The following is a 21,548-nucleotide window of genomic DNA, read 5'->3' as shown; positions in this document are numbered from 1 at the left end:
TCCCGCACCAGATCGAGGACGAGCCGCGGCCGACGACTCGTTCCGCCGACGGTTCGACGAGGCCGGCGAGGCCGAACGGCCCCGGCTCGTCCTCGATCTGGTGCGGGAGGCGGTCGCGGCGGCGCTCGGCCACCGGAGCCCGGACGAGATCGAGAGCAGGCGCGGCTTCGTCGCCATGGGCTTCGACTCGCTGACCGCCGTGGAGACCCGGAACCGGATCAGCGCGAAGACCGGGCTCAGACTGCCCAGCACCCTGATGTTCGACCATCCCACGCCCGCGGACCTGGCGGACCATCTGGCCGGGCAGCTGACGGCGCGGGACGAGACGCCCGAGACCGATGTCCTGGCCGAACTGCGCAAGTTCGAGGCGATGGTCGCGGCGCTGCCACCGGAGGAGGCGGAGCGGATCGGCATCAGAAAACGCCTCGGTTCCCTGCTGGAGAGCTTTCAGCACCCGGTTGCCGACACGTCCTTGGAGTCAGCCGGTCTCGACGACATGTTCGCGATCATCGACGAGGAACTGGAGGAGCCGTGACCGGCATGCCCGACCCGCATGACGAAGGCAAGGTTCTCGACTACCTCAAGCGGCTCACCACCGATCTCAGGCAGACCCGCCGGCGGCTGCGGGCGGTGGAGGAAAGGGACCAGGAGCCGATCGCGATCGTGGGCATGGCCTGCCGGCTGCCGGGCGGGGTCGCCTCCCCCGAGCAGCAGTGGGACCTCGTCCTTGGCGGACGGGACGCGATCTCCGGGTTCCCCGCCGACCGGGGCTGGGACCTGGATGCGCTGACCGGGACGCCGACGGCTGACGGAACGTGTGCGACCGCGCAGGGCGGATTCCTGTACGACGCCGCGGAGTTCGATCCGGAGCCCTTCGGCATCTCCCCGCGCGAGGCGCTCGCGATGGACCCGCAGCAGCGGCTGCTGCTGGAGACCTCCTGGGAGGCGCTGGAGCGCGGGCGGATCGACCCGACGTCGCTGCGCGGCACCCGGACCGGGGTCTTCACCGGTCTGATGTACCACGACTACGGGTCGTACGAGCGGACGCTGTCGGCGCCTGACGAGGTGACCGGCTACCTCGGGAACGGGAGCGCGGGAAGCATCGCCTCCGGCCGGATCGCCTACACCCTCGGCCTGGAGGGGCCGGCGATCACGGTGGACACCGCGTGCTCGTCCTCGCTGGTGGCCCTGCATCTGGCGGGTCGTTCGCTGCGCCAGGGCGACTGCTCCCTGGCGCTCGTCGGCGGGGTCTCGGTGCTGTCGACCCCCGCGGCGCTGCTGGAGTTCACCCGGCAGAACGGGCTGGCGCCGGACGGCCGGTGCAAGGCGTTCGCGGAGTCGGCGGACGGCACCGGGCTGGCCGAGGGCGCGGCCATGCTGCTGGTCGAACGTCTCTCCGACGCGCGGCGTCATGGCCACCCCGTACTGGCGGTCGTCAGGGGAAGCGCGGTCAACCAGGACGGCATGACCAGCGGTCTGACCGTTCCCAACGGACAGTCGCAGGAGCGCGTCATCCGGCAGGCGCTCGCCGAATCCGCTCTGTCGCCGGCCGACGTGGACCTGGTGGAGGCGCACGGGACCGGTACGTCACTGGGCGACCCGATCGAGGCCCGGGCCCTGCTGGCGACATACGGGCAGCACCGGGACCGGCCGGTGTGGCTCGGCTCCCTGAAGTCCAACATCGGCCACACGCAGGCCGCCGCGGGGGTCGCCGGTGTCATCAAGACCGTGCTGGCCCTGCGGCACGGGCTGCTCCCGAGGACCCTGCACGCGGACGAGGCGACCTCGCACGTGGACTGGTCCGCCGGGGACGTCCGGCTGCTGCGGGAGAACCGCCCCTGGCCGGAGACCGGGCAGCCGCGGCGCGCCGCCGTCTCCTCCTTCGGCGCCAGCGGCACCAACGCGCACGTCGTCATCGAACAGGCAACCGAGGACGCGACCGGGGACGCGACCGAGGACATGGCCGGGGACGCGCCTGGCGACGTGGCCGGCGACGCCGCCATCGGCGACGCCGCCGCCGACAGCGTCACCGACGGGGAGCCGCCCGGGGGCGGCCCCGTGCTGTGGGCGCTGTCGGCGCACAGCGGCAGCGCCCTGCGGGCCCAGGCGGAGCGCCTGCTGCCGTACGCCGAACGGGAGCGGCCCGTGGACACCGGCGTGTCGCTGGCGACGACGCGGGCGCGTATGGAGCACCGCGCCGTCGTCGCGGGGGAGGACCACGCGTCGCTCCTGGAGGGGCTGCGGGCGATCGCTGCCGGTGAGCCGGCGGGCAACGTGTTCGAGGGAACCGCGGCCTCGCACCCCACCGGATATCTGTTCGCGGGCCAGGGCGCCCAACGGATCGGGATGGGGCGCGGACTGCACACGGCGTTCCCCGCCTTCGCCCGGGAGTTCGACGCGGTGTGCGCGGAGTGGGACCCGGAGCTGCGTACGGCGATCGGCGACCTGCGCGCGGAGGTCGACCGGACCGACCGGGCCCAGCCCGCGCTGTTCGCGGTCGAGGTCGCGCTGTACCGGCTGCTGGAGTCGTGGGGCGTCACCCCGGACGTCCTCATCGGCCACTCGGTCGGCGAGATCGCCGCCGCGCATGTCGCCGGTGTGCTGTCGCTGGCGGACGCCTGCACCCTGGTGTCCGCGCGCGGGCGCCTGATGCAGGCGCTCCCCGGCGGCGGGGCCATGGTCGCGGTCCGCGCCTCGGAGGAGGCCGTACGCGCCGCGCTGCCCGAGGGGACGTGCATCGCGGCGGTGAACGGCCCCGAGTCGGTGGTCGTCTCCGGGGACGGCGACGCGGTGGACGCGTTCGCCGCCGCGTGGGGGCGCTGCACCCGCCTGCGCGTCTCGCACGCCTTCCACTCGCACCGCATGGAACCGATGCTGGACGCCTTCGGCGAGGTGGTCCGCGGCCTGACCTTCCACCGGCCGCGGATCCCCGTGCTGCCCACCGCGTCCGGCGAGGTGTCCGACCCGGAGTACTGGATACGGCAGGTGCGCGAACCCGTCCGGTTCCTCGACGCGCTGCGCGCTGCCCGCCGGGACGGCGTGCGCGCCTTTGTGGAACTCGGCCCGGACTCGGTGCTCGCCTCCATGGGCTCGGAGTGCGTCGAGGACGCGCTCTTCGTGCCCACGCTGCGCGCCGACCAGCCGGAGCCGACGGCCCTCTCCGCCGCGCTCGCGCGGCTGCACGCGCACGGCCGTGACCTCGACTGGCCGGCGCTCCTGCCGTCCGGACGCCGGATCGACCTGCCGACCACCGCGTTCCAGCGCGAGCGGTTCTGGCTCGACGGCACGGCGGCGCGGACCGAGCTCGGCGGTACCGGACTGCTCCCGGGGCGGCACCCGCTGTTCGCCGCGGTGGTCGGCCTCGCCGACGGCGACGGGTACGTCTTCTCCGGCAGCGTCGACGCGAGCGGCTGGCTCGCCGAACACGTCGTCGCGGGCGAGGTCGTGGTGCCCGGGGCCGCACTGGTCGAGGCCGCGCTCACGGCGGGCCGCCGGCTCGGCTGCGGACAGCTGGCCGAGCTCACGATGCAGGTCCCGCTGATGCTGCCGGCCTCGGGCGCGGTGGCCCTGCAGATGCGGGTCGGCGCCCCGGACGGGTCGGGGGCGCGCGAGGTGGCGCTGGCCTCGCGCCTCGACGAGCCGGGCGAGGGGGAGTGGCTGCGCCACGCGACCGGTGTCCTCGCCCCCGGCGTGCCGTCCCCGGCGTCCGCGCCGCCCTGGCGGCCCGGCGAGCCGGTCGAGATCGGCGGCATGTACGAGCGGATGGGCCGGGCGGGACTGGACTACGGTCCGTCCTTCCGCGGCGTGCGACGCGCCTGGCGCGACGGGGACGACGTGCTCGCCGAGGTCGTCCCGCCGCAGGAGATGCGGGACGACCGGTTCCTGATCCACCCGGCGCTGCTCGACGCCGCGCTGCACGGGCTGCACCTGCTCACCGGCGCCGATCAGGCGCGCCTGCCGTTCTCCTGGTCCGGGGTCGCGGTCCACGCCCCCGCCGCTCCGTCCCGGCTGCTGGTGCGGCTGTCGCCGCGCGGCGAGGACGGCGGGGACGGCGGGGACAGCGCGGCGCTGTCCGTCTGCGACGAGGCGGGGAACCCCGTCGTCTCCGTGGCGCGGCTGTCCGTCCGCCCCCTGCCGTCGACCGGGATCGGCGCGCGCACCGGCGGCGGGCTCTACCGCGTGGCGTGGCACCGGGCGGCGCCCGCGTCCCCGGTCCGGGACGACGTGGCCCGGATACGGCCCCGCTCGGTGGCGGAGGCGCTGGAGCGTGTGCAGGCCCGGCTGGCCTCGAACGACCTCTCCCCGCTGGCGGTGGTCGTCGGCGACGAGCGGCACGACGCGGCGGTACGGGGCCTGGTGCGCTCCGCGCAGGCCGAGCACCCGGACCGGTTCGTGCTGGTGGAGTGCGCCCGCGACGAGGACGCGTCGCTGGTCCCCGCCGCGGTGGCCGTGGGCGAGCCGGAGGCGGCGATCCGGGACGGCGAGGTGTCCGTGCCCCGGCTGGAGCGCGCTTCCGGCGGTGACCGCGCCCCGGCCCTCGACCCCGCGGGCACCGTGCTGATCACCGGCGGCACCGGGGCGCTCGGCGTGCTGATGGCCGAGCACCTGGTCGCTGCCTGGGGCGTGCGGCACCTCGTGCTGGCGGGGCGGAGCGGCACCGCCGAGCTGCCGGAGCTGGACGCCGAGGTCGCGGTCGTGAGCTGCGACGTGTCCGACCGGGAGGCGCTGGCCGCGCTGCTCGCCTCGATCCCCGGCGACCGCCCGCTGACCGCGGTGATCCACATGGCGGGCGTGCTGGACGACGGCGTGGTGGAGTCGCTGACGCCCGAGCGCGTCCGCGCGGTGGCCGCCGCGAAGGCGGAAGCGGCGTGGCACCTGCACGAACTGACCGGCGACCTGGAGGCGTTCGTCCTGTTCTCCTCGGCCGCCGGGGTCCTCGGTTCGCCCGGTCAGGCCAACTACGCCGCCGCCAACGCGGCGCTCGACGGACTGGCCGTCCACCGCAGGCGGCAGGGGCTCCCGGCGCTGTCGCTCGCCTGGGGGCTGTGGGAGAGCCCGGCCGGGATGGCGGGAGAGCTGAGCGGCGGCGACCGCGCCCGGCTGGACCGCTCGGGCGCGCTCGGGCTCAGCGCCGCACAGGGAACGGCGCTGTTCGACCTCGCGATGACCAGCGGCGAGCCGGTGCTGCTGCCGATGCGGTTCGACACGGCGGCCACCCCGACCGCACGGCACGCACACCTCCTGCGGAACATCCTCGGCCGCCGGGAGCTCCCCGCGGCGGCGGCAGGCGGCGACGGCGGCGCGCACTGGGACGGCACGGACGCGCTGGACCTGGTCCGTCGCCACGCCACCGCGGTGCTGGGGCACCGCGACCCGGCGAGGATCGGCCCCGACCGCCCGTTCCTCGAAGCGGGCTTCGACTCCCTCACGGCGGTGGAGCTGCGCAACCGGCTGCACCGCGCGACCGGCCTCCGGCTCCCCCCGACGCTGCTGTTCGACTACCCGACTCCCGCGGCGCTCGCGGAGCATCTGAGCGACGCGTTCGGCGGACGCACCGTCGAGGTGGTCGCGAGCGCGGGAGCGGAACACGGCGACGAACCGATCGCGATCGTCGCCGCCGCCTGCCGGCTGCCCGGCGGCGTCGCCTCCCCGGAACAGCTGTGGCACCTGGTGAACGAGGGACTGGACGGGATCTCGGGATTCCCGACCGACCGCGGCTGGGCAGCGAAGCTGGCCCACGCCGAGTGCGCGACCGGCCAAGGCGGCTTCCTCTACGACATGGCGGAGTTCGACGCCGCGCTGTTCGGGATATCGCCGAAGGAAGCGGTCCTGACCGACCCGCAGCAGCGGCTTCTGCTGGAGGCGTCCTGGGAGACGTTCGAGCGTGCCCGGATCGATCCGCGTTCGCTGCGCGGGGCCCGGGTGGGGGTCTTCGCCGGGTCGATGTACCACGACTACGGGACCGCCGCGGCACCGGACGCGGACGCCATGGGCCCGGCAGGCAGCATCGTCTCCGGGCGGATCGCCTATACGTTCGGACTACAGGGGCCCGCGATCACAGTGGACACCGCGTGCTCGTCCTCGCTGGTGGCGATGCACCTGGCGGCACAGGCGCTGCGGCAGGGCGAGTGCGAGATGGCGCTCGCCGGCGGCGTCTCCCTGATGGCCGGCCCGGACCCGTTCGTGGCGTTCTCCAAGCAGGGCGCGCTCGCGCCGGACGGCAGGGTGAAGGCGTTCGCCGACACCGCGGACGGGACGGCGTGGTCCGAGGGCGTCGGCCTCGTCCTGCTGGAGCGGCTGTCGGAGGCCCGCCGCCACGGGCACCCGGTCCTCGCGGTGATCCGCGGCTCGGCGGTGAACCAGGACGGCGCCTCCAGCGGGCTGACGGCGCCCCACGGGCCCTCCCAGCAGCGCGTGATCCGGCAGGCGCTGGCCGGCGCCCGGCTCGACGCGTCGGACGTGGACGTCGTCGAGGCGCACGGCACCGGCACCAGCCTGGGCGACCCGATCGAGGCGCAGGCGCTGCTGGCGACCTACGGGCAGCGGAGCGACGCCGGGAACCCGGTGTGGATCGGCTCGTTGAAGTCGAACATCGGCCACACCCAGGCGGCGTCCGGAGTCGCCGCCGTGATCAAGATGGTGGAGGCGATGCGGCACGGCGTCATGCCGAGGACCCTCAACGTGGACCGGCCGACGACGAAGGTCGACTGGTCCGCCGGTGCGGCGAGGCTGCTGACCGCGGCGCGCGAGTGGCCCGCGCACGACCGCCCGCGCCGCGGCGCGGTGTCGTCGTTCGGACTGAGCGGGACAAACGCCCACCTCATTCTCGAACAGGTGCCTGACGAGAGCCGGTCCGAGCCTGGTGACGACGCCTTGGCCGATCCCGGCTGGGTGCCGTGGGCGCTGTACGCCGAGACCGCCGGGGGACTGCGGGACCAGGCCGGACGCCTGCTGGAAGGCACCGCGGACCGTCCCGGTGTCCGCGCGGCCGATGTGGGCTGGTCCCTCGGGTCGACCCGGGCCCGTCTGCGTCACCGCGCCGTCGTCGTCGGCGCCGGCCGGGACGGCCTGCGGGCGCTGGCCGACGGCGCCGCACACCCGAGGCTCGTCTCCGGGACCGCCGACCTGGACGGGAAGGTGGTGTTCGTCTTCCCCGGACAGGGCGCGCAGTGGGCCGGAATGGGCCTCGAACTCATCAAGACCTCCCCGGTGTTCGCCGCGCGGATGGCGGAGTGCGAGGCCGCCCTGGCCCCGTACGCGGACTGGCGGCTGACCGAGGCGCTCGCCGACCCGGCCGCGCACGAGCGGGTCGACGTGGTCCAGCCGCTGTCCTGGGCCGTGATGGTGTCGCTGGCGGAACTGTGGCGGTCCCACGGGGTGGTCCCCGACGCGGTGGTCGGGCACTCCCAGGGCGAGATCGCCGCGGCCTGCGTGGCCGGAGCCCTCTCGCTCCCGGACGCGGCGGCCGTCGTCGCCCTGCGCAGCCGCGCGCTCGTCGGCGTCGCGGGCCGGGGCGGCATGGTCTCCGTGCCGCTGCCGGCGTCCGAGGTCGGCGGCATCCTCCGGGACGGCATCGGAATCGCCGCGGTGAACGGACCGGCCTCGACGGTGGTGTCCGGCGACCCGGACGCACTGGAGGCGCTGCTGGCGGAGTGCGCGGGCCGCGAGGTGCGGGCACGGCGCATCCCCGTCGACTACGCCTCGCACTCCGCCCAGGTGGAACCGCTGCACGACCAGCTCCTCGCGGCCCTGGACGGCATCGAACCGGCCCCCTCCGCCGTACCGGTGCTCTCCACCGTGGCGGGGACGTGGCTCGACACCACCACCATGGACGCCGAGTACTGGTACCGGAACCTGCGCGAGACGGTCCGCTTCGCCCCGGCCGTCCGCGAGCTGCTGTCCGCGGGCCATACCTGCTTCATCGAGGTCGGTTCGCATCCGGTGCTGCTCACGGGCGCGCAGGAGACGATCGACGAGGGCGGCCACGACGCGCACGCGCTCGGCACCCTGCGCCGCGACGACGGCGGGCTCGACCGGTTCATGCTGTCGCTGGCCGAGGCGCATGTGCGGGGCGTCGGGATCGACTGGGCCGCCGCGTTCCGCGGCACCGGCGCACGCGTCGTCGACCTGCCCACCTACCCCTTCCAGCGGCGCCGCTACTGGCTGGAGCCGCACCCGGGCGCATCGGACCCCGGCAGCCTCGGACTGGACGCGGTCGGCCACGGGCTGCTGCGCGCCAGGACCCGCCTCGCCGCCGGCGGCGAGGACCTCTACACGGGCCGGCTGTCCCCGGACACCCACCGGTGGCTGAGGGAGCACTCCGTCTTCGGGACGCCGATCCTGCCCGGAAGCGCGTTCGTCGAACTGCTGCTGCGGGCGGGGGAGGCGTCGGGCTGCCGGCGGATCGACGAACTCGTCATCGAGGCGCCCCTGGCCCTCCCGGCCGACGCGGACCTTCAGCTGCAGGTCGTCGTCGGCCCGCCGGACGACGCGGGCCGGCGGCCGGCCACCGTCCACTCCGCGCTGGCCGACGGCGGCACCTGGACCCGGCACGCCTCCGGGACCCTGGCGGAGCCGGAGCCGGAGCCGGAAGCAGGGGAAGCGGCAGGGGCTGCAGAGCTCCCCCTTCCGCCGTGGCCGCCGCAGGGCGCCGCTCCGGTCGAGGTGGACGGCCTCTACGACCTGCTCACCGGGCGCGGCCTCGACTACGGGCCGAGCTTCGCCGGGCTGCGGTCCGCGTGGCGGGCCGACGACGACACGATCCTCGCCGAGGTCGCGCTGCCGGATGAGGCCGACCCGGACGCGTTCGGACTCCACCCGGCGCTCCTCGACGCGGCGCTGCACGGCGCCGCGCTGCTCTCGCCGGACGGCGCGGCGCGGCTGCCGTTCGCCTGGCGCGGGGTCACCCTGCACGCCGTCGGGGCCACCCGGCTCCGGCTGCGGCTGTCCATGACGGACGCCGACACCCTCGCGCTGCACGCCGTCGACACCACCGGCGCGCCGGTGGTGTCCGTGGACGGACTGTCGCTGCGGCCGGTCGCGTCCGGCGAACTCGAAGCCCCGGCCCGCTCGGCGCCCGACGCGCTGTTCGCGCTGTCCTGGACGCCGGCCGAGCCCGCCCCGTCCGCCCCGTCCGCACCCGCGGTCGTCACCGCCGACATCGGCGACGGCAGCCTCGCCGACCTCGCCGACCCCGCCGGCCCCGCACCGGACGTGGTGCTCGCCTCCTGTCCGGGCGATGTGCGCACCGCCGTCGGCCGGGCCCTGGCGCTGGTGCAGGAGTGGCTGGCCGAGAGCCGGTTCGAGGCGTCCAGGCTGCTGATCGCGACCCGGCGCGCTGTGAGCGTCGGCCACGGCGACCCCGTCCAGGATCCGGCGCATGCCGCGGTCTGGGGCCTGCTGCGCTCGGCCCAGTCGGAGTTCCCGGACCGGTTCGTCCTGGCCGACACGGACGGCGCAGCCGACCTCCCGGTGGCCGCGATCGCCGCGTCCGGCGAGCCGCAGGTCGCGGTACGCGGCGGGACGCTGCTGATCCCGCGTCTGCAGCGGGCCGCAGCGGCGCCGGCGCCGCTGGGCGACCAGCCCTGGCAGCTGGACCTGACCGGCCGGGGCACCCTGGACAACCTCGAACCCCGGCCGCACCCGGAGGCCGAACGCCCGCTGGCGGCGGGGGAGGTGCGGCTGGCGGTCCGCGCCGCCGGCCTCAACTTCCGCGACGTGCTGCTGACGCTCGGCATGGTCGACCAGACGGGGCTCAGCGGCGAGGGCGCCGGAGTGGTCCTGGAGGTCGCCGGCGACGTGTCCGGCTTCCGGCCCGGCGACCGGGTCTTCGGCATGTTCCCCTCGTCCCTCGCCTCGGTGGCCGTGGCCGACCACCGGCTGCTCGCACACATACCCGACACCTGGTCCTTCGCGGCGGCCGCCTCGGTGCCCGTGGTGTTCCTGACCGCCTACTGGGGCCTGACCGACCTCGCCGGACTCCGCCGTGGCGAGTCGGTGCTGGTGCACGCGGGCACCGGCGGCGTGGGAACGGCCGCGATACAGCTGGCACAGCACCTCGGCGCGGAGGTGTTCGCCACCGCGAGCCCTCCCAAATGGCAGGCCCTGCGGGACCTCGGACTGGACGACACGCACATCGCCTCCTCCCGCACCCTCGACTTCGAGGCGGCGTTCCTGGACGCCACCGGCGGCCGCGGCGTCGACGTGGTGCTCAACTCGCTCGCCCGGGAGAGCGTCGACGCATCGCTGCGCCTGCTGCCCCGCGGCGGCAGGTTCATGGAGATGGGCAAGACCGATGTGCGCGACCCGGACGAGGTGGCCCGGCGCCATCGCGGAGTGTCCTACCAGGTGTTCGACATCGTCGAAGCGGGGCCGCGACGGCTCGGCGAGATGCTCGCCGAGCTGATGGACCTCTTCCGGCAGGGCGCGATCACACCCGTCCCGGTGTCCGCCTGGGACGTGCGCCACACGGTGGAGGCACTGCGGTTCCTCAGCCAGGCGCGGCACATCGGCAAGATCGTGGTGACCGTGCCGGCCCCGCTGGACCGCGCGGGCACGGTGCTGATCACCGGCGGGACCGGGGTGCTCGGCGGGCTCGTCGCCCGTCATCTGGTGGCGGCCCACGGGGTGCGCCGCCTGCTGCTGACCAGCCGCCGCGGGATGGACGCCGAGGGCGCGGCCGAGCTGCACGCGGAACTCACCGGCCTCGGCGCCGAGGTGACGGTGGCGGCCTGCGACGCCGCGGACCGCTCGCAGCTGGCGTCGCTGCTGTCCCGCACCGGACCCCTGACGGCGGTGGTCCACGCCGCCGGAGCGCTGGCGGACGGCACGGTGGACACCCTGACCGCGGCACAGCTGGACGAGGTGCTGCGCCCCAAGGCGGACGCGGCGCGCCATCTGGACGAACTGACGCGCGGCCACGACCTGTCCGCGTTCGTGATGTTCTCCTCCGCGGCCGGCGTCCTCGGCGGCGCCGGGCAGGCGAACTACGCCGCCGCCAACGCGTATCTGGAAGCCCTGGCCCAGCACAGGCGGTCCAGCGGACTGCCCGGCCAGTCCCTGGCCTGGGGCTTCTGGGAACCGCGCAGCGGCATGACCGCGCATATCGCGGACGCGGACCTCGCACGGATGGCGCGGGCCGGCCTGAGCCCCCTCTCCGCCCAGGAGGGCCTGGCGCTCCTCGACCGCGCCCTGGGCATGCCGGACGCCGCACTGGTCCCCGTACGGCTCGATACCGAGGTGCTGCGGGACCTCCCCCAGGTGCCGGCGCTGTTGCGCGGGCTCGTGCGCCGCGCGCCCCGGCGGGCCGGGAACGACGCCGTCGAGCCGTCCTCCTGGCCGGCGCGGCTGGCCGGGATGTCCGCAGCGGAGCGGGAGCGTGCGCTGGTCGGCCTGGTCCGCGAACATGTGGCCACCGTGCTCGGCCACACCGCGTCGGACGAGATCGCGGCGCGCAGGCCGTTCCAGGAGCTCGGCTTCGACTCGCTGACCGCCGTCGAGCTGCGGAACCGCCTCAGCACCGCGACCGGGGTCCGGCTCCCGGCGACACTGGTCTTCGACTACCCGACGCCCCTGGCCGTCGCGGGCCACCTCGGCGAGCGGCTGGCCGGCGAGAGCCCGCGCCCGGCGCCGGAGGCGGGCCCCCGGCAGGCGCCGGTGGACGAGCCCGTCGCCATCGTCGCCATGGCCTGCCGCTTCCCCGCGGACATCGCCACGCCGGAGCAGCTGTGGGAGCTCGTACTCGCCGAGGCGGACGCCACCGGGCCGTTCCCCACCGACCGGGGGTGGGATCTGGACGGGCTCTACGACGAGGACCCGGAGACGCCCGGCACGAGCTATGTGCGGCGCGGCGGATTCCTGCGGGACGTCTCCGGATTCGACGCCGACTTCTTCGGCATCGCCCCGCGCGAAGCGCTCGCCATGGATCCGCAGCAGCGCATTCTCCTGGAGACGTCCTGGGAGCTCTTCGAGCGGGCCGGGTGGGATCCGACGTCGCTGGCCGGAACGTCCACCGGAGTGTTCGTCGGCACGCATGGGCAGGACTACTCGGCGCTGTCCGGCGGCGACGAGCGCTACCTGATCACCGGGGCGGGGAGCAGCGCCCTGGCCGGCCGGCTGGCCTACGTCTTCGGCCTGGAGGGGCCCGCGCTCACCGTGGACACGGCCTGCTCCTCCTCCCTCGTCTCGGTCCATCTCGCCACCCAGGCCCTGCGCCAGGGCGAGTGCGACGCGGCGCTGGCCGGCGGCGTGTCCGTCCTGAGCACCCCGCACGGGCTGCTGGGGCTGAGCCGCCAGCGCGGCCTGGCGCCGGACGGCCGATGCCGCTCGTTCTCCGACGAGGCGGACGGCTTCGGGATGGCCGAGGGCGTCGGCGTGCTGCTCCTGGAGCGGCTCTCGGACGCGCGCAGGCTCGGCCATGACGTGCTCGCCGTGGTGCGCGGCTCGGCGGTCAACAACGACGGCGCGTCGAACGGTTTGACCGCGCCGAACGGACTGTCCCAGGAACGCGTCATCGAACGCGCCCTGCGCGCGGCGGGACTGTCCGGACGCGACATCGACGCCGTGGAGGCGCACGGCACCGGAACGACGCTGGGCGATCCGATCGAGGCCCAGGCCCTGCTGGCCACCTACGGCCAGGTCCGCGACACCCCGCTGTGGCTGGGGTCGGTCAAGTCCAACATCGGCCACGCGCAGGGCGCCGCCGGGGTGGCGGGTGTGATCAAGACGGTCATGGCGCTGCGCGGGGGCACCCTGCCCCGGACCCTGCACGTCGACCGGCCCTCGTCCCATGTGGACTGGTCGTCGGGGACGGTCGAACTGCTCACCGCCGCGCGGCCGTGGCCGGCCCACGGGCGCCCCCGCCGGGCGGGCGTCTCGTCGTTCGGCGTGACCGGTACGAACGCCCACCTGATCATCGAACAGGCGGACGCGGCGGACGCGGCGGACGCGGCGGACGCGGCGGACGCGGCGGACGCGGCGCAGGCGCCCGCTCCGGAACCGGCGGACCCCCCGGAGCCGGAGCGGCACCTCGCCTTCCGCCCCTGGGTGCTCTCCGCACGCTCCCCGGGCGCGCTGTCGGCCCAGGCCGAACGGCTGCGCGCCCGCCTCGGCGACCCCGGCGGGCACCTCGTGGACATCGGGTTCTCGCTGGCGGCCACCCGCGCGGAGCTGGAGTACCGGGCTGTCCTCCTCGGCCAGGACCGGGACGGGCTGGCCGCCGGGCTCGCGGCGCTCTCCGCGCGCGAGCCGTCCGCACAGGTGGTGCACGGCGCCCTCCCGGCGCAGGACCCGGACCGGCCGGTGCTGGTCTTCCCCGGCCAGGGCGCCCAGTGGGTGGGGATGGCGCTGGGCCTGACAGCGGCGTCCCCCGTCTTCGCGCGCGCCCTGCGGGAGTGCGCCGAGGCGCTGGAGCCCCTGGTCGACTGGGACCTGCTGGATGTGCTGGCCGACGAGTCCGCGCTGGCCAGGGTGGAGGTGGTGCAGCCCGCGCTGTGGGCGGTCATGGTGTCCCTGGCCGAGCTGTGGCGCGCCCACGGCGTACGGCCGGGCGGGGTCATCGGACACTCCCAGGGCGAGATCGCCGCCGCGGTCGTGGCCGGGGCGCTGTCCCTGGCCGACGGCGCGCGGGTGGTCGTCCTGCGCAGCCGGGCCATCGCCCGGGAACTCGCGGGGCGCGGCGGCATGGCCTCGGTCCCGCTGCCCCGGGAGGCGGTCGCGGAACGGATCGGCCCGTGGGACGGGCAGCTGACGGTCGCCGCCGTGAACGGGCCCGGGACGACCGTGGTCTCCGGCTCCGCCGAGGAGGTGGACCGGGCCGTCGCCGCGTTCGAGGCGGACGGCGTCCGGGTGCGGCGGATCGCCGTGGACTACGCCTCGCACTCCCCGCACGTCGAGTCCATCGAGGCGGAACTCCGCACGGCGCTGTCCGGGATAGCCCCCGTCTCCGCCCCGGTGCCCTTCTACTCCACCCTGACCGGACAGGTGATCGACACGGCCTCGCTGGACGCCCGCTACTGGTACGAGAACCTGCGGCACACCGTCCGGTTCGAACAGGCGGTCCGGGCCGCGGTCGACGACGGCCGCCGGCTGTACATCGAGGCCGGCCCGCATCCGATGCTGACCGCGGGAATCGAGGCGACCCTGGAGGAGATGGCCGCCCCGGGCGCCGCGCTGGGGTCGCTCCGCAGGAACGAGCCGGACACCGAGCGCTTCACCCGGTCCCTGGCCGAGGCATGGGTCCACGGCGTCGCGGTGGACTGGCAGAGCGCCTACAGCGGCACCGGCGCCCGCCGGGTCGCGCTGCCCACCTACGCCTTCCAGCACCAGCGGTTCTGGCTCGATCCGGCGCCGGAGGAGACGGCGCCGGCGGACGGCGCCGACGCGCGGCTGTGGGCCGCAGTGGAACAGCAGGACGCCGCAGCGCTGGCCCGCGTCCTGGGCTCCGGGGAGCAGAGCGACCCGGCCCGCGACCTCGCCCCGGCGCTGCCGGCGCTGGCCCGCTGGTATCGGACGCAGCGCGACCGCCGGGGCACCGAGCGCTGGCGGTACCACGAGGCGTGGCGCGCGCTGGGCGGCGCCCGCAGGGCGGCGCCGGACGGCCCCTGGCTGCTGGTGGTGCCCGAAGCGGAGCACGAGCCGTCGGCCGTCGGCCCCCTCGTACGCGGACTGGGCGAGCACGCCGTCGTCCTGCGGATCGCGGCCCCCTCGGACCGCGCCGAGACGGCCGGACGCGTCCGTGCCGCCGTCGGGGACCGCGGGCTGCGCGGAGTGCTGTCCCTGCTGCCCCTCGCGGAGGACCCGCATCCGGAGTACGACAGCACCCCGGCCGGATTCGCCGCGTCCCTGACGCTGCTGCAGGCGCTGGGCGACGCGGAGATCGCCGCGCCGCTGTGGTGCGTGACCCGGGCGGCCGTGGCCACCGGCTCGCCCGGCGAGGCCGTACACCCCCGGCAGTCGCTCGTGTGGGGCCTGGGCCGGGTCGCGGCGCTGGAACACGGCGACCGCTGGGGCGGGCTCGTCGACCTGCCCGAGGACGCCGACGACACCGACGCGGCCCGGCTCCTCACGGCCCTGCACGGCGATATGGGCGACCAGCTCGCGGTCCGCGGCGGCGACCTGCTCGGCCGCCGGCTGGTGCGCGCCGCGCCCGGCGCGCCGGACGCGCCCCCGGCGTGGTCGCCGAGCGGCACCGTGCTGATCACCGGCGGGACCGGCGCGCTCGGCTCGCAGGTCGCGCGGCGGCTGGCGCGCAACGGCGCCGAGCACCTGCTGCTGCTCAGCCGCAGCGGCCCGGCGGCGGACGGGGCGCCGGAGCTGGAGCGCGAGCTGTGCGAGCTGGGCGCCTCGGCGACCATCCGGGCCTGCGACGCGGCCGACCGGGAGGCGCTGGCGCAGGCGCTCGCCACGATCCCCCCGGAACATCCGCTCACCGCCGTCGTCCACACCGCGGCGGTCCTCGACGACGCCGTGATCGATTCGCTGACGCTGGAGCAGGTGGACCGGGCGCTGCGCGCCAAGGTGAGCGCCGCTGTCAACCTGCACGAGGCGACCCGGGAGGCGGACCTGTCGCAGTTCGTGCTGTTCTCCTCCGTCGGGGGCACGATCGGCACCCCGGGGCAGGGCAACTACGCCCCGGGGAACGTCTTCCTGGACCAGCTGGCACACCGGCGGCGCGCCGAAGGGCTGCCGGCGACCGCGCTGTCCTGGGGCGCCTGGGCCGGCGACGGCATGGCGCTCGGCCGCGTCGGCGAGCTGATGGAGCGCCACGGCATCCGCACCATGCGGCCCGACCTGGCGCTGGACGCCATGGAGCAGGCCGTCCACCGCGCGGAGCCCGCCCTCGTCCTCGCCGACCTGGACTGGAAGCGGTTCTACCACGCCTTCACCGCCGCACGCCCCAGCGCCCTGTTCGACGACATCACCGACGTCGGCCGGATGCGGGAGCAGACCGCCGCCGGGTCCGGACAGCCGTCGGATCTCGCGGCCCGCATGGCCGGGCTCCCGCAGCGCGAACGGCGCGCCGCACTGGGCGACCTGGTGCGCACCCATGTCGCCGCCGTACTCGGACACACCTCCGCCGACCAGCTCGACGACCAGCGTGCCCTGAAGGACCTCGGCTTCGACTCGGTCACCGCCGTCGAGCTCCGCAACCGCCTCAACGGCGCGAGCGGGCTCACGCTGCCGGCGACCCTGGTCTTCGACCACCCCACGACGGGCGCGCTCGCCGCCCTCCTGGAGAGCGAACTGCTCGGCGCCCAGCGGCACTCCGCCGAGACCCCGGCACCCCGGCGGGCACAAGGCGCGGCCCCCGGCGAGCCCATCGCGATCGTCGCGATGAGCTGCCGGTTCCCCGGCGAGGTGCGCAGCCCGGAGGACCTGTGGCGGCTGCTGGAGAGCGGAACCGACGCGATCGGCGAGGCCCCCGACGACCGGGACTGGCCCGCGCGGGCCCAGCACATGCGCGGCGGATTCCTCACCGGCGCGGGCGAGTTCGACGCCGAGCTGTTCGGCATCTCGCCCCGCGAGGCCCTGGCCATGGACCCCCAGCAGCGGCTGGCGCTCGAACTCTCCTGGGAGGTGTTCGAACGCGCGGGGCTCGACCCCCTCTCCCAGCGCGACCACCGCACCGGGGTGTTCCTGGGCGCCTACGACAGCCAGTACGTATCGCGGCTGCGTGCCGTGCCCGAGGAGCTGTCCGGCTATCTGAGCAACGGCAACTCCATGAGCCTGGTGTCCGGGCGCGTCGCCTACTCCTTCGGACTGCGCGGCCCGACGCTCACCGTGGACACCGCCTGCTCGTCCTCGATGGTCGCGCTGCACCTGGCCGTCCAGTCGCTGCGCAGAGGGGAGAGCGACCGGGCCGTCGCCGGCGGTGTGACCGTGATGGTCACACCCGCCGTCCTCGGCGAGTTCGACCGGCAGGGCGGGCTGGCACCCGACGGGCGCTGCAAGTCCTTCTCGTCCTCCGCTGACGGCACGGGCTTCGCCGAGGGCGCCGGACTGGTGCTGGTGGAGCGGCTCTCGGACGCGGAGCGGAACGGCCATCCGGTGCTGGCCGTGCTGCGCGGCAGCGCGGTGAACTCCGACGGCGCGTCCAACGGGATGACCGCGCCCAGCGGCCCCGCGCAGGAGCGGGTGATCCTCGACGCGCTGGCCGACGCCCGGCTCGAACCGTCCGCTGTGGACGCCGTGGAGGCGCACGGCACCGGAACGACCCTGGGCGACCCCATCGAACTGGGCTCCCTGTTCGCGACGTACGGCCGCGACCGCTCCGCACCGCTGCACGTGGGCTCCCTCAAGTCCACCATCGGCCACAGCCAGGCCGCGGCGGGCGTCGCCGGGGTCATCAAGGCGGTCCTGTCGCTGCGCCACGGGGCGCTGCCCCGGACCCTGCACGTGGACCGGCCGACGCCGCACGCCGACTGGTCGCGGGGAGACGTCCGGCTGCTGACGGAGGCGCACACGTGGCCGTCCGGCGACCGGCCGCGACGCGTCGGCGTGTCCTCGTTCGGCATCAGCGGCACCAACGCGCACGTGGTCCTGGAGCAGCGCACGCCCGCGGACCAGCCCACCGCGGACCGGCCGGAGGGCGCCGCGCCCCAGGGAGAGCGCCCCGTGCCCTGGCTGCTGCACGCCCGCACCGAGGCCGCGCTGCGCGACCAGGCGGCCCGGCTGGCGCGGGAGGCGGGCGCCCTCGACCCGGCCGGCACGGCGCGGTCGCTGGCCACCGGCCGGGCCCGCCTGGAACACCGCGCCGTGGTGGTCGGCACCGGCCGCGAGGAACTGCTGCGCGGACTGGAGCGCGTCGCAGCGGAGGAGACCGGGGCCCAGGTGCGTACCGGACACGCGCGGCCGCGCGGCGCCGTCGCGTTCCTCTTCTCCGGGCAGGGCGCACAGCGCGCCGGGATGGGCGCCGAGCTGTACGCCGCGTACCCGGCCTTCGCCGAGGCGTTCGACGCGGTCTGCGCCGTGCTGGACCCCGCCGTGCCCGACGTCGTACGCGACGACCCGGACCGGCTCGACCGCACCGAATTCGCCCAGCAGGCGCTGTTCGCGTTCGAGGTCGCGCTGTTCCGGCTGCTGGAGTCGTGGGGTGTCCACCCGCACGTCCTCGCCGGTCACTCGATCGGCGAGGTGGCAGCGGCGCACGCGGCGGGCGTGCTCACCCTGGACGACGCCGCCCGGCTGGTGCTGGCCCGCGCCCGGCTGATGGAGGCGTGCGAGCCCGGCGGAGCGATGGTCGCGGTCCAGGCCACCGAGGACGAGATGCGCGCCGACCTCCCGGACCGGGTCGCGCTCGCCGCGGTCAACGGCCCCGAAGCGGTGGTGGTGTCCGGCGACGCCGACGCGGTCGAGGGGGTGGCCGGCCGGTGGCGGGCGCGCGGGCGGCGGACCAGGAACCTGCGGGTCAGCCACGCCTTCCACTCGCACCACATGGACGGCATGCTGGCGCAGTTCGCCGACGCGGTCGCCACGCTCACGTTCCATCCCCCGAGGATCCCGATCGCGCCGGCGGCCGGCGAGGACTGCGCCACCCCCGAGTACTGGGTGCGCCAGGTGCGGAACACGGTGCGGTTCGACCGCGCACTGGCCGCGCTGGAAGACCAGGGGGCCACCACGTACCTGGAGGTGGGCCCGGACGCGCCGCTGACCGCGATGGGCCACCAGCGCTCCCCCGGCGCCGCGTTCGTCGCGGCCCAGCGCGCCGGCCGTTCCGAGGCGGCGGCCCTGCTCACCGCCCTCGGCGAGGTCCACATCCACGGCGGGTCCGTCTCCTGGGGGGACGTCCTGCCACCGGGCAGCCGGGTGGACCTGCCGACCTACGCCTTCCAGCACCGGCACTTCTGGCTGCGGGACCGGGCGAGGGACACCGGCGATGTGCGGGGCGCAGGACTGGAGTCCACGGAGCATCCGCTGGTCGGCGGAGTGATGGAGCTGCCGGACGGGAGCCGCGTCCTGAGCGGGCGCATCTCCCGCGAGACCCACCCCTGGCTCGGCGACCACGCCGTGGGCGGCCGGGTCCTGCTGCCCGGGACCGCGTTCCTGGACCTCGCGCTGTACGCCGGAGAGCTGACCGGCAGCACCCTCCTGGAGAACCTCGACCTGCGCGAGCCGCTGGAACTCCCGGACACGCACCCCGTCTTCCTGCGGGTGCGGGTGTCGGCGCCGGACGACCACGGCAACCGCGACGTGGCCGTCTTCTCCCGGCCCGGCGAACCGGACGGCGGCGGGTCATGGGCCACACACGCCGAGGGAACGCTGGCCGACGGCGCGGCGGCGGCACCGGCGGCCGACAGCGGCCTCACCGCCTGGCCGCCGGACGGCGCCACCCCGCTGGAGACCGGCGACGCCTACGAGCGGCTCGCGCGGACCGGCTTGGACTACGGCCCCGCGTTCCGCCTGCTGCGGTCGGCCTGGCGGCGGGGCGACGAGGTGTACGCCGAGGTCGGCCCGCCCGAGGACGGTCCCGCTCCGGACGGCGCGGACTTCGTGCTCCACCCGGCGCTGCTCGACGCCGCGCTGCACGCGATGGCCATGGACGCCGCGGAGCTGCGCCTGCCGTTCGCGTGGGCGGGCGTCGCGGTGCGCGCACCGGGGCCGCGCGGACTGCGGGTACGGCTCACCCCTCTCGACGAGTCGTCCGTCGGCATCCTGGTCGCCGACGCCGCCGGACAGCCGGTCGCCCAGGCGCGATCGCTGGCCACCCGCCCCGTCGCGGCCGGGGAGCTGCGGGTCCGCAACCACGCGGCGGACCTGTTCCGCACGCACTGGACTCCGGTCCGCACCCCGGAACCGGTGTCCGCGCGCTGCCTGGTCACCGAGGTGCACGGCGCGTGCGCGCTGTCCGCCCCGGCGATCGAGCCCGTGGAGTCGGCACAGGACGCCGGCCTCCTGCTGCTCGACGCCACCGGGCACGTCACGGACCCCGTCCCCGCGACCCACGAACTCCTCGACCGGACGCGGGACCGGCTGCTCGCCGCCCTCACCGGCGCGGACACCACCGCGACGGTGGCCGTCCTGACCCGGGACGACACCGACCCGTGGACCGGAGCCCTCTCCGGGTTCCTGCGCGGCGCACAGCGCGAGTACCCGCAGCGCATCGTGCAGATCCGGCTCGCCGACCCCGGCAGCCCCGACTGCGCCGGCCTGGTCCCCGCGGCGGCACGCCTCGGTGAGCCGGAGGTCGCCGTGCGGTCCGGCACGCTGCACGTGCCCCGCCTCCTGCGGGCCGCCCCGGACGGGCGGCGGCGACCCGCCCTCGACCCGGACGGGACCGTGGTGGTCACCGGCGGAACCGGGCTCGTCGGCGGGCGGCTGGCCAGACACCTGGCGACCGAGTACGGCGTCGGCCGTCTGCTGCTGATCGGCCGGCACGGCTCCGCCGACCGGCTCGTGGCCGAGCTGACCGGGCTGGGCGTCGACGTCACCGTGCTGGCCTGCGACGTCTCCGACCGCGCCGCGCTTCAGGCCGCGCTGCGCAGCGTCCCCGCCGCGCATCCGCTGACCGGCGTCGTGCACGCCGCCGGCGTCGTCGACGACGGCGTGATCGACAACCTCACCCGCGACCGGATCGACCGGGTGCTGGCGCCGAAGGCCGACGCGGGATGGCATCTGCACGAGCTGACCAAGGACCTCGACCTCGCCCTGTTCGTCACCGTCTCCTCGGTGGCCGGGACACTCGGCAGCCCCGGCCAGGCGCACTACGGCGCCGCGAACGGCTTCCTCGACGCGCTGGCCGCCCACCGCCGCGAACTGGCCCTGCCCGGCCAGTCCGTGGCCTGGGGCCCGTGGGAGTCCCCGGCGGGGATGGCCGCCCGCCTGCCGGAGGAGGCACGCGCCCGGATGGCCCGCGGCGGCGTCGTCCCGCTGACCGGGGAACAGGCCCTGGCCGCCTTCGACGCCGCGGTCACCGCCGAGGACGCGGCGCTGGCCGCCGTGCGGTTCGATCCGGCCCGGGTGCGCGCCGGCGGGGTGCCCCCGCTGCTCGCTTCGGTGATCACCGCGGAGCGCCGCTCCGCCCGGGACACCTGGGCGGAACGGTACGCCGGGCTGCCGCCGAAGGAGCGGGCCGCCGCCGTCCTGCACCTCGTACGGACCGAGGCCGCCGCCGTGCTGGGACACCCGGGCCCGGACCGGATCGACCCCGACCGGCCCTTCACGGACGCCGGGTTCGACTCGCTGGCGGCGGTGGAACTCAGCAACGCGCTGCGGGCCGCGACGGGACTGGCGCTCCCCGCCACCCTGCTGTTCGACCGCCCGGACCCGACGGCCATGGCCGCGTACCTCCACGAACGGCTCGCGCCCTCGGCGGCACCGCCGGTGCTGGGCGCACTGGACCAGGCCGGGGCAGCGCTGTCCGGGCTGTCCGGGCTGGAAGCCGACGACGATCTGCGCAAGCAGGTCAGAACCAAACTGCGGGCCCTGCTGACGCAGGTCGACGAGGCGGAGCGCGCGGGCCGTACCGACGACGTGGCCGGCCGGCTGCGCGACGCCACTCCCGACGAGGTCTTCGCGTTCCTGGACCAAGAGTTCAAGTGAGGTTGCAGATG

At 75.8% G+C, this 21,548-nt stretch carries 2 protein-coding genes; both read left to right on the top strand.

The window, feature by feature from the left end; all coding sequences use genetic code 11:
• Positions 1–535: acyl carrier protein (locus tag G5C65_RS02505; RefSeq protein ID WP_165296903.1), on the top strand; the 535-nt coding region annotated here is incomplete at its 5' end.
• Between the two features lie 5 nt (positions 536–540).
• Positions 541–21,537, top strand: coding sequence for a type I polyketide synthase (locus G5C65_RS38915; RefSeq protein WP_241265505.1), 20,997 nt, complete (start codon positions 541–543; stop codon positions 21,535–21,537).
• The last annotated feature ends 11 nt before the right edge of the window (positions 21,538–21,548 follow it).

The sequence above is a fragment of the Streptomyces boncukensis genome (assembly GCF_011045075.1).
In the GTDB taxonomy this organism is placed as follows: domain Bacteria; phylum Actinomycetota; class Actinomycetes; order Streptomycetales; family Streptomycetaceae; genus Streptomyces; species Streptomyces boncukensis.
The sequence above is the reverse complement of the archived record's forward strand: the minus strand, read 5'-3'. Positions and strand labels throughout refer to the sequence as shown.

Bases quoted from the DNA above. Each gene is read 5' to 3' on its own strand.
- G5C65_RS38915 (WP_241265505.1), top strand. From the start codon at position 541: ATGCCCGACCCGCATGACGAAGGCAAGGTTCTCGACTACCTCAAGCGG.